The 17541-nt window shown below is 64.7% G+C and carries 10 protein-coding genes; 4 read left to right on the top strand and 6 right to left on the bottom strand.

The window, feature by feature from the left end:
• Window positions 1–314 precede the first annotated feature (314 nt).
• Window positions 315–1550: an alpha/beta hydrolase family protein gene (locus AC5IJH_RS10950; protein WP_491902854.1), complete on the bottom strand. Its 1236-nt coding sequence runs from the start codon at window positions 1548–1550 to the stop codon at window positions 315–317.
• Window positions 1551–1734: 184 nt separating this feature from the next.
• On the opposite strand from AC5IJH_RS10950, the gene AC5IJH_RS10945 reads away from it, so the two are divergent.
• A complete protein-coding gene (locus tag AC5IJH_RS10945) occupies window positions 1735–4659 on the top strand; it encodes a TonB-dependent receptor (protein WP_491902853.1) in 2925 nt (974 codons plus the stop codon).
• A 191-nt stretch (window positions 4660–4850) separates the two neighbouring features.
• Entirely contained in the window at window positions 4851–6650 is a 1800-nt protein-coding gene (locus AC5IJH_RS10940; RefSeq protein WP_491902852.1) for a pectate lyase-like domain-containing protein, read from the top strand.
• A gap of 66 nt (window positions 6651–6716) precedes the next feature.
• On the opposite strand, the gene alr is transcribed toward AC5IJH_RS10940, so the two are convergent.
• Both alr and dnaB read right to left on the bottom strand, forming a co-directional pair.
• A complete protein-coding gene (gene alr / locus AC5IJH_RS10935; protein ID WP_491902851.1) occupies window positions 6717–7889 on the bottom strand; it encodes an alanine racemase in 1173 nt (390 codons plus the stop codon).
• On the bottom strand, window positions 7886–9295 hold the full coding sequence (gene dnaB / locus AC5IJH_RS10930) for a replicative DNA helicase (RefSeq protein ID WP_491902850.1): 1410 nt from the start codon (window positions 9293–9295) through the stop codon (window positions 7886–7888). Before dnaB ends, alr begins: the two co-directional genes overlap by 4 nt.
• Window positions 9296–9414: 119 nt before the next feature.
• Between dnaB and AC5IJH_RS10925 the strand changes: the two genes are divergently transcribed.
• Window positions 9415–10017 (top strand): nuclear transport factor 2 family protein, encoded by a 603-nt coding sequence (locus tag AC5IJH_RS10925; RefSeq protein WP_491902849.1) that lies wholly within the window; start codon window positions 9415–9417, stop codon window positions 10015–10017.
• 3 nt (window positions 10018–10020) lie between these two features.
• Here AC5IJH_RS10925 and mnmG read toward each other — a convergent pair whose 3' ends face one another.
• Together mnmG and AC5IJH_RS10915 are read right to left on the bottom strand one after the other, a co-directional pair.
• Complete coding sequence (gene mnmG, locus AC5IJH_RS10920; protein WP_491902848.1) at window positions 10021–12012, bottom strand: tRNA uridine-5-carboxymethylaminomethyl(34) synthesis enzyme MnmG; 1992 nt, start codon at window positions 12010–12012, stop codon at window positions 10021–10023.
• A 76-nt stretch (window positions 12013–12088) separates the two neighbouring features.
• Window positions 12089–15331 (bottom strand): TonB-dependent receptor, encoded by a 3243-nt coding sequence (locus AC5IJH_RS10915; RefSeq protein ID WP_491902847.1) that lies wholly within the window; start codon window positions 15329–15331, stop codon window positions 12089–12091.
• A gap of 205 nt (window positions 15332–15536) precedes the next feature.
• On the opposite strand from AC5IJH_RS10915, the gene obgE reads away from it, so the two are divergent.
• Window positions 15537–16598 (top strand): GTPase ObgE, encoded by a 1062-nt coding sequence (obgE, locus tag AC5IJH_RS10910; RefSeq protein ID WP_491902846.1) that lies wholly within the window; start codon window positions 15537–15539, stop codon window positions 16596–16598.
• A gap of 4 nt (window positions 16599–16602) precedes the next feature.
• On the opposite strand, the gene lpxC is transcribed toward obgE, so the two are convergent.
• Entirely contained in the window at window positions 16603–17514 is a 912-nt protein-coding gene (lpxC, locus tag AC5IJH_RS10905; RefSeq protein WP_491902845.1) for a UDP-3-O-acyl-N-acetylglucosamine deacetylase, read from the bottom strand.
• Between the last annotated feature and the right edge of the window lie 27 nt (window positions 17515–17541).

The raw sequence follows: 17541 nt of genomic DNA, 5'->3' as shown, positions 1-17541 counted from the left end.
CTGGGCTTGAATGGCAGAAGTAGAACCTGCCCAGGTGTCACTTACTGGACACCTATTTACGCCTATTGCTAGGCACCTGATTCCGTAGAACTGCGCCGGAGGATTGTCAAAGAGCAATCAAACATCGGCAGTACCGCCGATCCAAGTTAAAGACTAGAGTCCCTGAAACCCTTTGTCAACAGAAAATGACTGACAGTAAACTTTTACGCGCATAAGGCACGGGCGTCGAGCCCGACGTGAAGGTGACGGCGGCTGACGCTCTGACCACCGCGCAAAAACTCGCAGCGCAGAAGCTGGACGGGAAGTAGGCGCGGCTACTTCGACGCGAGTGCGCGTTGCGGCTGCGCAGCGGGGCGCAGGCCGCTCGCGGCGAGGTCGCGGAAGGCTCGGTAGACGAACGAGCCGAGAAACCAGCCGTCCATGAACTTGTATGGCGTCTCGCCGGTGGTGTAGTGACCGCAGGGCAGCACGCGCGATTCGAAGTCGAGGTTGTGATCGCGGAAGGCGGCGAGCACTTCGAGCGAATAGTGGCGGACAAACGTAAGGTCGTACGTCGCATGCACGACCAGCGACCGGCGCGGCGGCGCGGCAAACTCATGCATGAAGCGCACCGGGCTGACGCATCCCCAGATGGCATCGAGCCGATCCTGCGTCATCACCGGCTCGAGCGCAGCGCGCACGTGCCGCGTGCTCTGGCCCGTCCACACCACGTCGCCAAAGGACATGGACGCATGGTTGAACGCGCAGACCTGCAGGCGCGGATCCATGGCGGCAGCGATGAAGGCATAGCAGGAGCCGAGGCTGGTGCCGAGAATGCCGAACTGCTCGTAGCCCTGCGTCGTAAGCCAGTCGAGGCAGCAGCGAATATCGACAACGGCCTGGCGGCAGGCGGCGATGGTGCGGCCGAGGTTCGAGCTGACAGCGTAGTCGGAGCGCTCGAGCTCAGCCGGGCGGCGGATGTCGTGGTACGGCTTCGACAGCCGCAGTGCGGAGATGCCGAAGCGATTGAAGATGGTGCACAGCGCGTTGTGGCTGAACGCGTCCGCGTTCCACTGCGGCATGACGATGATGGCCTGGCGCGGCTTGCCCCGCTGCAGCTTGGCCGGCGCGGGAAACCAGCGCGCGTTGACCAGGTCGTTCTCCGGATACGGCGTGCGCACGGGTGAGGTAAAGCGAAGGAAGGGCGCGGTGGCCGCGCGACCACTCTGCGCGGCGGCGCGAAGCTGGGCATCGCGGCGCAACGTCTCGCGCCGCACATTCGTGGGGTAGAGGAGCGGAAAGCGCTCTTCAAGCAGATAGTCCTGGGGTGGCGCGTAGCCGTAGAATGCATCGCGGTCGCGCAGGATCGCGTCGTTGATGGCGAGCAGCGCAGCCTCGGCAGCGGCGGGATCGCGCTCGATGTTGCTGCGAGGCATCAGCCCGCGCGGACGGGCGAAGTCCTCAAGCCAATCGAATCCCCATTCGACCGGACGCACAATCCGGTTGGTGTCCTGCGTGGTGAGTACGGTCTCCCATGCAAACATCCACCGCGCATACAGGTTGCGAAGCATCTCTCGTTATCCTAAATGGGTGTCCTTGCCCCGGAGATCGCCGGGTCTGCGGTATCGTTCCCATGAGGGGTATCTGCTTTTTACATCCCTGCGCTGAACTTTTCCACGGCGTTCCACGTCCATCGCAGCAAGCGCTCCCGCAGCCCCGGGCGAGCGCTCCTCAAATCTCTCTTCCAGGATGCTGATGACGCGTCTCTCCCGCAACGGCTGGTCGTGTGTTCTCCCGCTTCTGCTGATGCTGCCGCTGGCTGCGGCACAGGGCCAGAGCAGCAGCTCAGCCGATACGGCGGCGCAGTCGCCCGCTGCCAGCGGCTCACTGCATGGCCAGGTCGCTGACCCTTCGGGCGCGATCATTCCCGGAGCAAACCTGCAGCTCACCGGCAAGCCGGGCACATACTCGGCAACGTCCGACAGCGGTGGGGCCTACAACTTTCCCAGCGTGCCGGCCGGCACTTACACGCTGGACGTGGACGTCAGCGGATTCACCCAGTTCTCCGAGACAAACGTCTCGGTGGTCAGCGGCACCTCACGACTGCTGAATGTGCCGCTCACGATCGCGACGCAGGAACAGCAGATCGAGGTGACGGCGGACACGACCCAGCTGGACACGTCGCCCGAGAGCAATGGCAATGCCGTCGTCATCACCGGCAAGGATCTGGATGCGCTCTCTGACGATCCGGACGAGATGCAGAACGAGTTGACCGCCCTGGCCGGTCCGGCAGCAGGCAATGGCGGCAGCCAGATCTACATCGACGGCTTCACAGGCGGGCAGATGCCGCCCAAGTCCTCGATCCGCGAAGTCCGCATCAATCAGAATCCGTTCTCGGCCGAGTTCGACAAGCTGGGCTACGGACGCATCGAGATCCTCACCAAGCCGGGCACGGACAAGCTGCACGGGCAGCTCGAGGTCAGCGGCAACGACTCGGCCTTCAACACCAGTCACTTCGTTACGAGCACGCCGCCGTACCACCAGTTCTTCGTGAACGGATCGTTGGGCGGCGCGCTGGGCAAGAAGGCGTCGTACTTCCTCTCTGTGTTCGGGCGCAACTCGCAGAACATCCTCATCGTGAACGCTGCCGGCACTCCGGAGGATCCGAACTACACGCAGACGCATGGCGGCAACTTCGTACAGGACCTGAACAATCCGCAGACACGGCTTCACATCTCGCCGCGCTTCGACTACCAGCTCACGCCCACGAACACGCTGACGGTGCGCTATGAATACTTCCGTGGTGTGGATACCGGCGATGGTCCGGGACAGTACGGGCTGGCCTCGCAGGCGTACAACACGCACAACACCGAGCACGAGATCCAGATCAGCGATTCGCAGGTGATCAATGCGCACCTGGTGAACGACACGCGCTTCTCCTTCCAGCACGATGAGGACCTGCAGACCCCGCAGAACACGTCGCCCACGATCACGGTGCAGGGCGCGTTCACGGGCGGCGGCAACAACGACGGCCTGTCCCGCACGACGGGCAATCATTACGAGCTGCAGAACTACTCGACCGCAACCCTGGGCAAGCACTCGCTCCGCTTCGGTGCACGGCTGCGCGCCTATCGCGAGTCCGACACCTCAAATGCCGGCGCGAACGGCAACTACATCTTCAACAACCCAGCCGATTATCAGGCTGGCCGGCCATCGCAGGGCAGCGTAACCGTGATCGCCAACCCGACGGCGCGCGCAACGCTGTTCGACGCGGGGCTGTTCTACCAGGACGACTGGAAGATCAACCAGAAGTTCACGTTCGACTACGGCCTGCGTTTCGAGGCGCAGAACCGCATTCGCGACCATGCCGACTGGGGCCCGCGCTTCGGGCTGGCGTACGCGGTGGACGGCGGCGGCAAGCATCCGCCGAAGACGGTCATTCGCGCGGGCTACGGCTGGTTCTACAATCGCTTCTCAGACGCGCAGATCATCCAGGCCATTCATCAGAACGGCATCAACGAGCACCAGGTGGTGTACACGAACCCGGTGTACACGCCCGGCATGCCGCCGAGCGGCGCAGCAGAGACGAATCCCCGCTCCGCCACGTACAGCCTGAGCCCGCACCTGCGCGCCGCGCTCGACATGCAGGCCGCGGTCGGCGTGGATCGCACGCTGACGAAGGCGATCACCGCGAATGTGACTTATCTGTACAGCCGCGGCATTCATCAGTATCTGAGCGATAACATCAACGCGCCGGAGTACGACTACGCGACGGACACGCCAGGCGATGCGCCGCTGCCGGGCGCGGGCAATCTGTATCAGTACCTGTCCGAGGGGATCTACAAGCAAAGTCAGCTCATCACCTCGATCAATGCGCGCGCGAAACGGTACACCATCGCGGGCTTTTACGTATTCGGTCACTTCAACACCGACACGACCGGGCCGAACTACTTTCCATCGCGCCAGGATCCGAGAAACCAGAACAACGTGTCGTTCGATTACGGCCGCTCGTCGAACGATGTGCGGAATCGGGTGGGGCTGATTCTCAGCACTGTGCTGCCCTACAAGGTGCAGGCCTCGATGTTCATGATTGCGAACGGCGGCGCACCGTTCAACATCACCACGGGGCAGGACCGCAATCGCGACAACCAGTACAACGAGCGCCCCGGTATCGTGGCCGCCAGTGAGTGCGTGGCCGGCAGCACACGCTTCTACAACACAAGCTACGGGTGCCTCGACGTCCAGCCGACAGCAGGCGAGACGATCCTGCCATTCGGCAGCGGCCGCGGCCCGGCGAACTTCAGCACCGACCTGCGGCTGAGCCGGAACTTCGGCATCGGGCCGAAGGTGGCGGGGCGTGGACCGGGCGGCGGCGGGGGTGGCTTCGGCGGCCGCGGCGGACCCGGCGGCGGCAGAGGCGGTCTCGGGCCAGGCGGGCTGAGCGGCAACGGTGGCGGTGGCCCGCCGGGCGGCCCGCAGGTGAAGCAGGTCGCGCGCAAGTACAACCTGAACTTTTCGGTCGTCGGGCACAACATCTTCAACGTGGTGAACCTGTCGCAGCCCAGCAATGTGCTCACCAGCCCGAACTTCAACCAATCGCTCGCCCTGGCTGGCGGCTTCTTCAACCGCAACCAGTCGACGGTACGGACGGTGGATCTGCAACTCAGCTTCAACTTCTGAAGCCGCGCCGGGCACCAACGGCTGGCCTCTAGTCGCAGCCACTGCTACATGGGCCTGGCGTGGAGTCATTATGACGCTACACATACATCCTTCAGAACAATCGTTTAGTCGCGGAAATTGCTGTTTGACACCTGACGAATCCGAAGACTAGATTGGCGCTCGCACTTCGTCGTGGAGTGCGGGAGGCCGTAGTGACTTTTTCGATTTTCGCGTCCGCAAGGACGATCAACGTATGCCGTGCCGCGGGAGCGCTCCTGTTCAGCGCAGGCCTGCTGACCAGTGCGGCTGGAGCACAATCCAGCCTGGGACCGAACGTACTGGTCTTTGACCCCAGCATGCCAACCAGCCAGATCCAGGCGACCGTCAACTCGATCGCCAACCAGCAGGTCAGCAATCAGTTCGGCCCGCAGCGCTATGCCCTGCTCTTCAAGCCGGGCGTATACGGCGCCGACACTCCGCTCATCATCCAGGTTGGCTTCTATACGGAGGTCGCGGGCCTGGGCGCGTCGCCGACAGATGTCACCATCAACGGGCACGTGGACGTGTACAACCAGTGCGATAGCAGCGGCTGCATCGCGCTCGACAACTTCTGGCGCTCCGTCTCCAATCTGACCATTAATGTGAAGGGCTTGTCGGGCTGCTATTCGTCCGGCGACTTCTGGGCTGTGTCGCAGGCCGCACCGATGCGGCGCGTGAAGGTCACGGGCGGCAACCTGACCCTGATGGACTACTGCACCGGGCCCTCGTTCGCGAGTGGCGGCTTCATCGCCGACACGGCAACGCAGTTCATCGTCAACGGATCGCAGCAGCAGTTCTATGTGCGCAACAGCACCATCACGGGCTGGTCAAACGCGCTGTGGAACCAGGTGTTCTCGGGAGTGCCCGGCGCCCCTGCCCAGGGCTATCCGAACCCGACCTACACCACGTTGGCGACCACCCCGGCAAGCCGCGAGAAGCCCTTCCTGTATGTAGACCCGGCAGGCAATTACAACGTGTTCGCGCCAGCGCTGCAGACGAACTCTGCGGGCACGACCTGGAGCACGGGGTCGAGTGCCGGCCGTTCGCTGCCCCTGAGCAGCTTCTTCATCGCAAAGCCGGGCACGAGCGGCCTGCAGATGAACGTGGCGCTCGCCTCCGGGAAGAACCTTCTGCTGACCCCGGGCGTGTACCAGTTGGAGCGCTCACTCGAAGTGCGACGGCCGGACACAGTCGTGCTTGCGCTGGGGGATGCGACGCTGGTGCCACAGAACGGGACGCCGGCGATCACGATCGCGGATGTCGATGGCGTTCAGGTGGCTGGGCTGATCGTCGATGCGGGTCCGGTTTCGTCACCTGTACTGTTCCAGATTGGCAATCCGAACGTAGCTAGACCCGCGAATGCGCAGAACCCCGTGACGCTGAGCGACGTCTTCTTCCGGATCGGCGGAGCGACCGTAGGTAGCGCGAACACGAGCCTGCAGGTGAACCATGACAACGTGATCCTCGACGACATCTGGGCGTGGCGCGCCGATCACGGCAATCCAGGCACAGTCGGCTGGACGGTGAACACCGCCAACCACGGCCTAGTCGTGAATGGGAACAATGTGACGGCGACCGGACTCGCCGTCGAGCACTACCAGCAGGAGCAGGTGCTCTGGAACGGCAATGGCGGAACCACGCTCTTCTATCAGAGCGAGCTGCCGTATGACGTGCCAAGCCAGGCGGCGTGGTCCGACAACGGCGCGAACGGCTACCCGTCCTACGTGGTGAGCAGCAACGTCACGACACACACCGCATACGGTCTGGGTATCTACTCGTTCTTCAACCAGGGGCTGCCGATCATCGAGGACAACGCGATGACGGTACCCACGGGCAGTGGTATCGCCATCCACGATGTGGGCACGGTTTGGCTCGCCGGCAGCGGCGAGATCGCGAACGTGATCAACGGAGTGGGTGGGTCGGCGAGCAGCAGCAATCCGGACACAGTCGTGCCTGTTGTCTCGTATCCGTAGGGCGCAACGCAGACCAACAAAAGCGGCGGGGTGACCCGCCGCTTTTACTTGCCCGAAGAGATGCGATCAGGGTGCGTCGATCCAACGGCGCGGCACGCGACTCCCGATCGCGCACAACACTTCGTAAGCAATGGTGTGGGTGCGCGCTGCCATATCATCTGCATCAAGAACGGCATCGTGCTGACTCCCGAGCAGGACTGCTTCGTCACCCGGCGCAACATCCGGAATGTCCGTAACGTCGATCATGATCTGGTCCATCGTGACGCGACCAGCAATGGGCGCGCGATGTCCGCGGATGAGGACCTCGCCTTTGTTCGAGAGCAGACGATTGTAACCGTCGGCGTATCCAACCGGCAGAAGCGCGATGCGCGTCTGCCGCGTGGTGCGGAACGTCGCGTTGTAACTGACCGTCTCTCCGGGAGCCAGGGTCCGAATGGAACTGATCTGCGTCTTCCAGGCGAGCACAGGCGAGAGCTTGTCTGCTGCATTCTCGACACCATATCCATACAGTGCAATGCCCGGTCGAACCAGCCACTCAGCCTTGTGCGCCCGCGCGATCTGCCGCAATGCGCTGCCCTGCGGCTCGCTCAGCGCGGTAGCCGAGTTGCCGACGTGCAGCAATGGCGGGGCGCAGCCAGCAGCGCGCAATGTGCCAAGCGCGGTGCGGAAGCGCTCGATCTGTTGATCGGTTTGCGATGACGCTTCATCTTCAGGCGAGGCGAAGTGCGTCATCACGCCCTCGAGCAGAAGCTGCGGCGTACCACGCAATGCGGCGACGAACGCCGCCAGCGCGGGCTGATCGTCCCAGCGAATGCCCTGGCGCGCCATGCCGGTGTCAATCTCGAGATGAACCCGGAACGGCTCACGAGACGCAGCGACGAACGACGCGAGCGCAGTCAGCGGCTCGCTCGAGCTGAGCACGGGCGTGAAGCCGTGCTCGACGCACGGCTCTGCCTCGCCGGCATACAGTCCGGAGAGCAGCAGCAGCCGCGCACTTCCCAATCTCCCGGCAAGGGCGCGGGCTTCATCGAAACAGGTGACAGCGAACCAGCCGCAGCCTTCAGCAGCAAGCGTGGCATGCGCCTCCGCCGCCCCGTGTCCATACGCGTCAGCCTTGATGACGCCGATCAGGCCCGCATCGTGACGCGCCGCGCGATCACGAAGTGTGCGGTAGTTGCTGCGCAGTGCGCTCCGCGAGAGCTCCACCCATGTGGGCCGCGTTGTGCAAGGCGCGCTCATTCGTAACCGGAGGCCTCGCCGCCTTCGTGAGCCAGGTTTTCAAAGCGCGTGATTTCGCTGAGGTACGCGAGGTGCACGGAGCCGGTGGGGCCGTTGCGCTGCTTCGCGATAATGATCTCCGCCTTGCCCTTGCTGTCGGGATCTTCGTCGCCGTTCTCGTCCTTGTTGTAATAGCTCTCGCGATGAATGAAAGCGACCACATCCGCGTCCTGCTCAATCGAACCGGACTCGCGCAGGTCAGAGAGCATGGGCTTCTTGTCGCCACCGCGCTGCTCGGATGCACGGCTGAGCTGCGACAGCGCAATCACCGGCACATTGAGCTCCTTGGCGAGCGCCTTCAGACCGCGCGAGATGGCGGACACTTCCTGCGTGCGGTTCTCATGCCGTCGCCCGCCATTCGCGCCGGGCAGCGATGCAGACATCAGCTGCAGGTAGTCGACCACGATCAGGTCGAGTCCGCGCTGCTGCCGGAGACGGCGCGCCTTCGCGCGCATCTCCGCGAGCGAGATGCCGGGCGTGTCGTCGATCCAGACATTCGACTCCGTCAGGCGGCCTGCGGCTTCGATCAGCGCGTCCTGGTCGTCGCGACTGATGAAGCCGGACTGGATCTTGCGCATGTTCACAAAGGCCTCCGAGGCGAGCATGCGTCGCAGCAGCGACTCGCTCGACATTTCGAGCGAGAAGATGCCGACGACTTTGCCGTCTTCGAGTGCGGCGCGCTGCGCGATGTTGATAGCCCACGCCGTCTTGCCCATCGAAGGACGGGCCGCGATGATGATCAGTTCGGCGGGCTGCAGGCCGCTGGTCATGCGGTCGAAGTCTTTGAAGTGCGTGGCCAGTCCGGTAACTTCGCGCTTCAGCTTCCAGATGCTGTCGATCGTGCCGAAGTGCTGCTTGACGATCGATGGAATGCTCGAGAAGTCGCGCGTAACCCCGCGCTCGGAGACTTCCAGCAGGGCACTCTCCGCCGCGTTGAGCACCTCGAGCGCATTCTCCGACTGATCGGCCGCCTGCGTCATCGCTGTGTTGCAGACGTGGATCAGCTGGCGGAGGAGCGACTTGTCTTTGACGATGCGGACGTACTCTTCGATCGAGACGCGGCGCGGCAGTCCCTCTGTCAGAGACGCGATGTACGCGACACCACCGACCGACTCAACCTCCTTGCGGCGGGCAAGCTCCTCAACCAGTGTCACGAGATCGACGTGGCGGCCCGCACTGATGAGCTCGTCCATCCGCCCGAAGATGCGGCGGTGCGAGTCGAGCGAGAAGTCGTCCGCAGTGAGCTTCTTCTCCGCGGCTTCGTGGTAGTGCCCGTTCTCGAGCAGGATCGCGCCAAGGATGGAGCGCTCCGCGTCGGGGCTGGCGGGCATGCCGCGCTCGAGGGCGATATCTGGGAATGCGGCCATGGGTCTATGGTGCGCTATCGGCAAAGCGCTGCGCTATAGCTGTGGATCGAAGCAGAGTTGTGTTGGTAAATGACGTCAATCGCCGCCTTGTAAAATGCGGCACTGGAGTGAGCTGTCCCATGATGTTTCGCCACCTGAGCTTCGTCCTGCCCCTGGCCCTTCTCGGATCGGCCTCCTTGCTTGCGCAGTCCGCGCCCCCGGCACCAGAGGTCGCGACCATGCAGGCGGTGGAAGACACCTGGGATTCGGCGGTGACGAAGCACGATCAGTTCGCGCTCGAGAACCTGCTGGGGCATGACTTCGTCGGCATCGGCGCGACCGGCGATGTAACCACGCGCAATCAGCAGATCGCCCACCTCTTTGTGCCGGGTGAGGAACCCGTGTCACTCTCGCAAAAGGTGATCGGCGCACGCGTGATCGGCGACATCGCCATCGTGAACGGCACCTACGTGATGAAGTGGAAGGGCGACAGCGCAGCCGCGCCGGTGGATGAGAAGGGCGTGTTCACGCACGTCTTCCGCAAGAACACGGCGGGCGCATGGCAGTGCATCAACTCGCAGCGCACCGTGGTCGCGACCGAGGAAGAGCGCAAAAAGAAGCAGCAGCAGGTCGCTCGTCCGAAGAGCAATGCAGAGCTGCCGATGCATATCCCGCTGGTCTACACCGGACCGAAGAGCACACAGGCGACGCCACCGGCGAACACAGACAAGCCGCAGCCGTAGCGTTCAGGCGCCGACGACCGTGCCGCTGGCCGCCTCCGCGGCTGCTTGCCGGCGACGGGACTGAATCTCGATGTAGACGTGCAGCAGGGAGAGCGCCGCCGGCGTGACCCCGGGAATGCGGCTCGCCTGGCCGACCGTCATGGGGCGCACGCGAGAGAGCTTCTCCTGCATCTCGCGCGAGAGCCCGCTCACCGATTGGTAGTCGAACCACTCCGGAATGGGCTGCCCTTCTGCGCGCTTCAGCCGCTCGATGGACCGGCGCTGCTGGTCGAGGTAGCCGGCGTACTTGATCTCGGTCTCCACCGCGCGCAGCTCGTTGCGGGCGCGTGCCGTAAGACCGTCGCGCGCGCCGAGCAGCGGCTCCAGGACGATGCTGGACTCCTCCGTCATCGGCAGAGACGCGAGCAGCGGCTGCAGGCGATCGATCGTGATCTCCGGTCGCTTGAGGAGCTGCGCGTACGTCTGGCCGGCAATGACGTCAGGATCCAGCTCGAGCTCCGGCAGCGCGCTCGAGCATCGATCCGCATGGATGCGCGTGGTCGAGAGCAGCTTGTCCAGCGCGACCGCGCGCTGCTGGCGCGCCTCATACGCATTCCACGTGCCGGTATCGATGAGGCCAAGGCGACGGCCATACGGCGTGAGGCGGCGGTCTGCGTTGTCGATGCGCAGGTGCAGGCGAAACTCCGCGCGCGACGTGAACATCCGGTAGGGCTCGTTGGTGCCCTTGCTGATCAGGTCGTCGATGAGGATGCCGGTATACGCCTCGGTGCGGTCGAGAGTGAAGCCTGCGTCACCGCGCACGGCGAGCGCCGCGTTGATGCCGGCCATCAGCCCCTGGCAGGCGGCCTCCTCGTAGCCCGAGGTGCCGTTGATCTGGCCCGCGAGATAGAGCCCGGGAATCGACTTGACGCGCAGCGTGCGGTCGAGCTCCGTGGGATCGATCGCGTCGTATTCGATGGCGTAGCCGGGGCGCAGCATCTCCGCATTCTCGAGCCCCGGAATCGAGCGCACCACTTGCCACTGCACATCCATCGGCAGCGACGTCGACATGCCGTTGACGTACACCTCGTGCGTGTCCAGGCCCTCCGGCTCGAGGAAGAACTGGTGCTGCTCCTTGTCCGGAAAGCGGACGACCTTGTCTTCGATCGACGGACAGTAACGCGGGCCAACAGCCTGGATCTGCCCCGAATACATCGGCGAACGCGCAACGTTCTCGCGGATGATCTGCAGCGTCTCTGGCGTGGTGTGCGCGATGTGGCAGGAGATCTGCCGCTGCGGCAGGTGCGTGGTGCGGAAGCTGAACGGTGTCGGATCGGCGTCGCCGGGCTGCTCCTGAAAGCGCGACCAGTCGATCGTGCGCCCGTCGAGCCGTGGCGGCGTGCCGGTCTTCAGCCGGCAGCCGCGCAGGCCGAGGCGCTTCAGGCTCTCGCCAAGCAGCACGCTGGGCGGCTCCCCGCTGCGCCCGGCGGGGTACTGCTCTTCTCCGCAATGGATCAGCCCATTCAGAAAGGTGCCTGTCGTGATGACGATTGCTGCGGCCTCTACCGTGCGGCCGTCGCGCAGCTTCAGTCCGTGAGCGCGGCGGGTGCCGTCATCTGCCGTATCGAGCAGCAGGTCCACCACCTCGGCCTGCTTGATGGCGAGCCCCGGCTGATTCTCGAGCAGGTGGCGCATGTGGATGCGGTACTGCTGCTTATCGCACTGCGCGCGCGGCGACCACACAGCCGGCCCGCGCGAGGTATTCAGCAGCCGGAACTGGATGCCGACCGCGTCCGCCACCTCTCCCATGATGCCGCCCAGCGCATCGATCTCGCGCACCAGGTGGCCCTTGGCGATGCCACCGATCGCCGGATTGCACGACATCTGCGCGATCAGATCGAGATTGAAGGTGTAGAGCGCCGTCCGGAGCCCCATGCGGGCAGCAGCCACGGCAGCCTCGCAGCCCGCGTGGCCGGCGCCGACCACCACCACATCGTACTGTTCGGTAAAGGGCATCTCGCCCTCTTATTGTAGAGCAGCGGGCCACGGCGAATGCAGCGTTCACCGCGTCGGCGGCGCGCTCCCGGTTTGCTTAGAAGCGCAGCCGCGCGACGAGCTCGAGCTGGCGCTCGCGGAACAGATTCGTGCTGTTGCTGTTGGTCACCGTGCCGAAGGTGGACTGGTAGGTCAGCACCGGATCGCTGTCCGCGCTCGAGGCGCCATTGATCGTGTAACCAGTCGTGCTGATGTTGGTGACATTCTGATGATTGAGCACGTTGAAGCCCTGCATCATGATCTCGAGTGGCACGCGCTCGGTGAGCGAGAACGTCCGCGAGGCGCGCAGGTCGATGCTGTACGTCGCCGGGTAGCGGTAAGTGTTGCGGCCAAGCTCCGGGATGCGCGCGTCGCCGCCTGAGCCGTTGATGCTCGCGCCCAGGCCGCTCAGCTTCTGCACGTGGCCGAACTCGTCGGTGTAGCGAAGGAACGGAATCGCTCCGGAGGTGCGCAGCGAATACGGCAGTCCGGTCTGGGCCATCGCTGTGGGCGCAAGCGCGTAGCCGTGCGTGAGCGCGCCGAGCCAGCCATGACCGCGCCCCGGAATGCGCATCACCATGCCGCCGGTGGCCCGCTGGCGCACGTCGAAGTTCGAATCGGCGAACTCCAGGTGCAGATTGCTGGGGTCGAGCACATCGTTGGTGTCGGAAAACGTGGTCTCGTTCTGGTTGTCATCCTGCGCGTGCGCGTAGGTATAACTGGCGTGCAGGTGCAGCCAGCGCCCGTCATGGTGCACCACCTTCACCACCAGCCCCTGGTAGCGGGATCCGGTGATGCTGGCGATATCCGTGATCGTGCCGTAGGCCGGGTTCAGCCGCCTGGTAAACAGGTGCGTGGTGTACGTCGACTGGTGCAGCGGGCCGAGATGCTGCGGGTCCCGGACCGTGTAGGTGATCGGCACGGCAGTGGCAGCGTCGATATTCCGGTCGAGAAAGTTGGGCAGCGAGTCGCCCGTGCTGTGCAGAAAGCTCACCGTGATCTCGGTGTCACGGCGAACACGCTGCGCGATCGATGCTTCGAATTGCACGATCCGCGGGTTCTGAAACTTCGGGTCGAACGCGACCGCATTTGGTTTCTGTGGAACGACCACGCGCCCGGAGAAGATGTACGGAAACGCGGGTGCGCCTGCATCGCCGGGACGGAAGTAGTAGCCGAGCTGGCCCGCGCTCGACCCCGTCTGCGTAATCGCCGCGAAGATGGTCGAGTTCACGATGCGGCCGTAGTAAACGCCGTAGCCGCCACGCACCACCGTGTTGCCTTTGCCGGTAAGGTCGTACGCCATGCCAAGGCGGGGCCCGTAGTTATTGCGATCGCTGGGCAGCGTGCGGGTGGCCGGCAATGCGGGATTCGGCAGCAGCTTGTTCTGCGGCGGCAGCTGCTGCCACTCGTAGCGCACGCCCAGCGAGAGCGTGAGCCGGTGGCCAGGCTTCCAGTCGTCGTTCAGAAAGCCGCTGTAGTCGTTGGTGTTGAAGGAGAAGGCTTGCGGGCCCAGCAGTTGCGTGTAGTAGCTGTAGCAGGGCGAGTTGCCCAGCCCGCTGCCCTTCGCGTCGCAGTGGCTGGGCGCGAGCGCGTCGGAGGCGAAGTCGAGCAGGCTCGAGTAGGTGTACGTGCCGTTGCCGTTGTAAATGCTGGCGATGCCATCAAGCACGTGGTTGAAATCGTAACCGATCTTGAACAGATGACGTCCGCGCGCGTACGTCAGCGTGCTGGCGATCTGCGTGCGACGCTCATCCGGCATGGCGGCGCGATCGAGCGACGCCGGCTTGCCGATGCGCAGGCCGATCCCGGAGCTGACCAGCGTGATCTGCGGCGAGCGGCCATAGCTGTTGTGGCTGAAGGGCTGCTCAAACACCGAGGGCGGCCCGCTGAGCTCCGATTCGAAATCGCGCCCGTACTGCACCCGCAGCTCATGCATCAGGTTCGCAGTGAGAAAGGTGTTCCAGCGGCCAATCACGACATCGTCCGCGACGTGATCGTCGCCAAAGCTGGCGACACCGTAGCTCGTCGCAGTCTGCGTCAGCGCGCCGTGCGGCGAGTTCCAGCGCAGGTAGTTGTACTCAATCGCAAAGTGATTGCGGTCGTTCGCCTGCCAGTCGAGCTTGGGGAAAAGGATGATCTGGGTAGCCGTGCGCGGCACCACGCCCGTCTCGCCGATCAGCCCGGAGACGAACTGCTGGTACTGCTCGAGAGCCATGCTGGGTAGCGGCAAACCCAGCCGCTTGCGCAGCGTCTCGAGTTGCGAAGAGGTCAGTGCCCGATCGAAGAACTTGGGGATGTTGCCGGGGCGAGAGATCGCCGGAAAGTCGCGGCGGTACTGGTCGACGGTGAGGAACCAGAACAGGCGCTGCGGCCGGAGCGGGCCACCCGCCGCCCCGCCCCACTGCTGGCGCGAGTCCACAGGTGCGGTCGGCACGGCTGCGACGCTTCCGTCCTTCTGCACCTGTGCCAGTTGCGTGAATGCATTGTGCGCGCTCCAGCGGTTGTCGCGGTCGAACAAGAAGAGGTTCCCGTGAAAGTGGCTGGTGCCACTGCGGGTCACCGTGTTGACCACGCCGCCGGCAGCGCGGCCGTACTCCGCCGAGTAGTTCGAAGTGTTCACCTGGAACTCACGCACAGACGCCTGGCTGGCGAAGTAGGCGGTGCGGGTGCGGCCGCGCTCTTCCGAAAAGAAGGCCTGATTGTTGTCTGCGCCATCGAGCGTGTTGTTGTTCAGCAGCACGCTGATGCCACGGAAGCTCAGCAGGCCATAGCCCTCCTGGTCCGGCGTGACGGCGGGTGTGAGCAGCGCAAAGTAGGTCCAGCGCCGGCTGTTGCTGGGCAGCCCGTCGATCGTCTCTTCGTCGATGTTGGTCGAGAGTGCGGGTGTGCTCAGGTCGAGCACCACCCCGGGCTCGCGGACTTCGACCGTCTCTTCCGCACGCGCAACGACGAGGCCAGCCGAGAGTGGCGTAAACCTGCCGACCTCGACCACCACCAGCGGAACATGCAGCCGCGCAAAGCCAGTCGCGGTTACCCAGGCGTCGTACGTCCCGGCGGGCAGGCCTGGCATGCGGAAGCTGCCATGTGCGTCGGTGTGCGCCTGGTAGACCTGGCCGGTGTCGCCGCTGGTGAGGTCGATCTCTGCATTGAGCAGGGCTGCGCCCTGCGCATCCACGATGGCGCCGCCGACCAGGCCGCCGGTGGTGGACTGCGCGAGGGCGAGAGGCGCCATGAGCGCGCCCAGCGTACCGAGAATGGTGGCCCGGCAGATGGCTGCCCAGCGCCCGCCGGGTTGCGGCATGAACCTCTGCTCCCTCGGGTCGCGCGTAGTCCCGTGCTGCTCTTGGCAGCTCCGTGCTTCGCCGGCAACTCCGGAGGTCGCGGCGAGACCCGGGCGATCCTGTCACCATCATGGGCACAGAAGGCGGCGCTCTCCATGCCCCTTTGGTGGTGCGGACCAGCAGCGGCAAGGAGGTCTGGACCGCGCGATTTACACTGAAAGAGCGATGTTTATTGATGAAGCGAGAATCCGCGTCAAGGCCGGCGACGGCGGGAATGGCTGCATGGCCTTCCGGCGCGAGAAGTTTGTACCCCGGGGCGGGCCCTCGGGCGGCGATGGCGGCCGCGGCGGCGACGTGGTCATGGAATCCAGCCAGCGGCACAACACCCTGATCCACTTCCGCTTCAACCCGGAGCACAAGGCGGAGCGTGGACGGCACGGAGAAGGCTCCAACTGCACCGGCCGCGAGGGCGAAAGCCTCGTTCTCAAGGTGCCGGTCGGTACGGAGCTCTACGACGACGTGACCGGTGAGCTGATCCACGACTTCGCGCATCCGGATGAGCGCATCGTGGTCGCGCGTGGCGGGCGCGGCGGGCGCGGCAATCAGCACTTCGCCACACCGACGCACCAGGCGCCCCGCGAGCATGAGCTGGGTCGTCCCGGCGAAGAGCGCGCCTACCGGCTCGAGCTGAAGCTGCTGGCGGATGCCGGGCTGGTCGGGTACCCGAACGTGGGCAAGAGCACGCTGATCTCGCGGCTCTCCGCGGCACGGCCCAAGATCGCGGACTACCCGTTCACCACGCTTGAGCCGAACCTCGGCGTCGTCACCGTGGGCGATCCGCCGCACGAAGAGAGCTTCGTCGTCGCCGACATCCCGGGACTGATCGAGGGCGCCAGCGACGGGGCCGGCCTGGGCGTGCAGTTCCTCCGGCACATCGAGCGCACGCGCCTGCTGGTGCACCTGGTCGACGTGTCGGACGGCAGCGGCCGCGAGTCCCCGGTCGACGACTTCAAGGTGATCCAGACCGAGCTGAAGAACTCCGGGCATGGCCTCGAAGAGAAGCCGATGATCGTGGTCGCGTCGAAGGTCGACGTGGCGAATCCGGAGAAGCTGAAGAAGCTGCAGGCGATGGCGAAGCGCAGGAAGCTGCCGTTCTACGCGATGTCGGCCGTGACCGGCGAAGGTGTCCCGGCGCTGAAGTATGCGATCGCGGAGGCGGTCAAGCAGGCGCGGGAGGCCGAAGGCAGCAGCGCGCCGGCGGGCATTCGCGTGGAGCGGATCGGCTAGTCGTTTAGACCTGGACGGGAGCGAGGCGGGCAGCGCGGGACGGGCGCCGCACCACTTCCGTCTGCGGCCACGTCACGAGCTCCCACGCAGTGCGGTCCGCGAGCAGGCGCGAGACCAGCGCGGTGTGCATGGCGTGTCCGGCACGCTCGGCGACAACGCGGCCGAGGATGCGGCGTCCGGCGAGCGCGAGATCGCCGATCAGGTCGAGCACCTTGTGACGCACAAACTCATCCGGAAAGCGGAGTTTGCCGTTCTGCACGCCATTGCGGGTCAGGATGATGGCGTTCTGCTCCGACGCGCCGCGAATGAGCCCCATGTTGCGGAGCATCCGTTCGTCCTCGCGAAAGCCGAAGGTGCGGGCAGCGGCAATCTCTGCGCCGTAGGCCTCAGCCGCCAGATCGACCGTGATCTCCTGCCGCCCGATGGGCCGGGGAAAGTCGATCTCGTAGGTGATCGCGTAGCCCTCGCCGGGGTAGACCCCGATGAACTTGTCACCCTCACGGACCTCGACCTTGCGCAGAATGCGGAGGTATTCGCGGCGGCGGCGCTGGACCTTGATGCCGACCCGCTGGAAGGCTTCGACGTAGGGCAACGCGCTGCCGTCCAGGATGGGCAGTTCCAGATTGTCGAGCTCGACGGTTACGTTATCGATGCCCATCCCGATACACGCAGAGAGCAGGTGCTCCGTGGTCGAGATAAGCACGCTCTGGCGCATCAGGCTGGTCGCGTAGGAGACCTTCGCGACGTTGCGACTGATCGCGGGTACCTCGAAATTGTCGAGATCTGTGCGGCGGAAGACAATGCCAGTCCCGGCAACAGCCGGCAGAAGCTTCATGTGCACGGGTGCGCCGCTATGCAGCCCGACCCCGGACAGGACGATGCTGCCGGCAATGGTCTGTTCCAGTTGTGCCTGCATACGGCCCCGGGCACCCCTGCCCGACAG

The organism is Candidatus Dedyshia acidiphila (assembly GCF_051025295.1).
Lineage (GTDB): Bacteria > Acidobacteriota > Terriglobia > Terriglobales > Acidobacteriaceae > KBS-83.
Note: the sequence above shows the minus strand (reverse complement) of the source record. Positions and strands in the feature narration are given on the sequence as shown.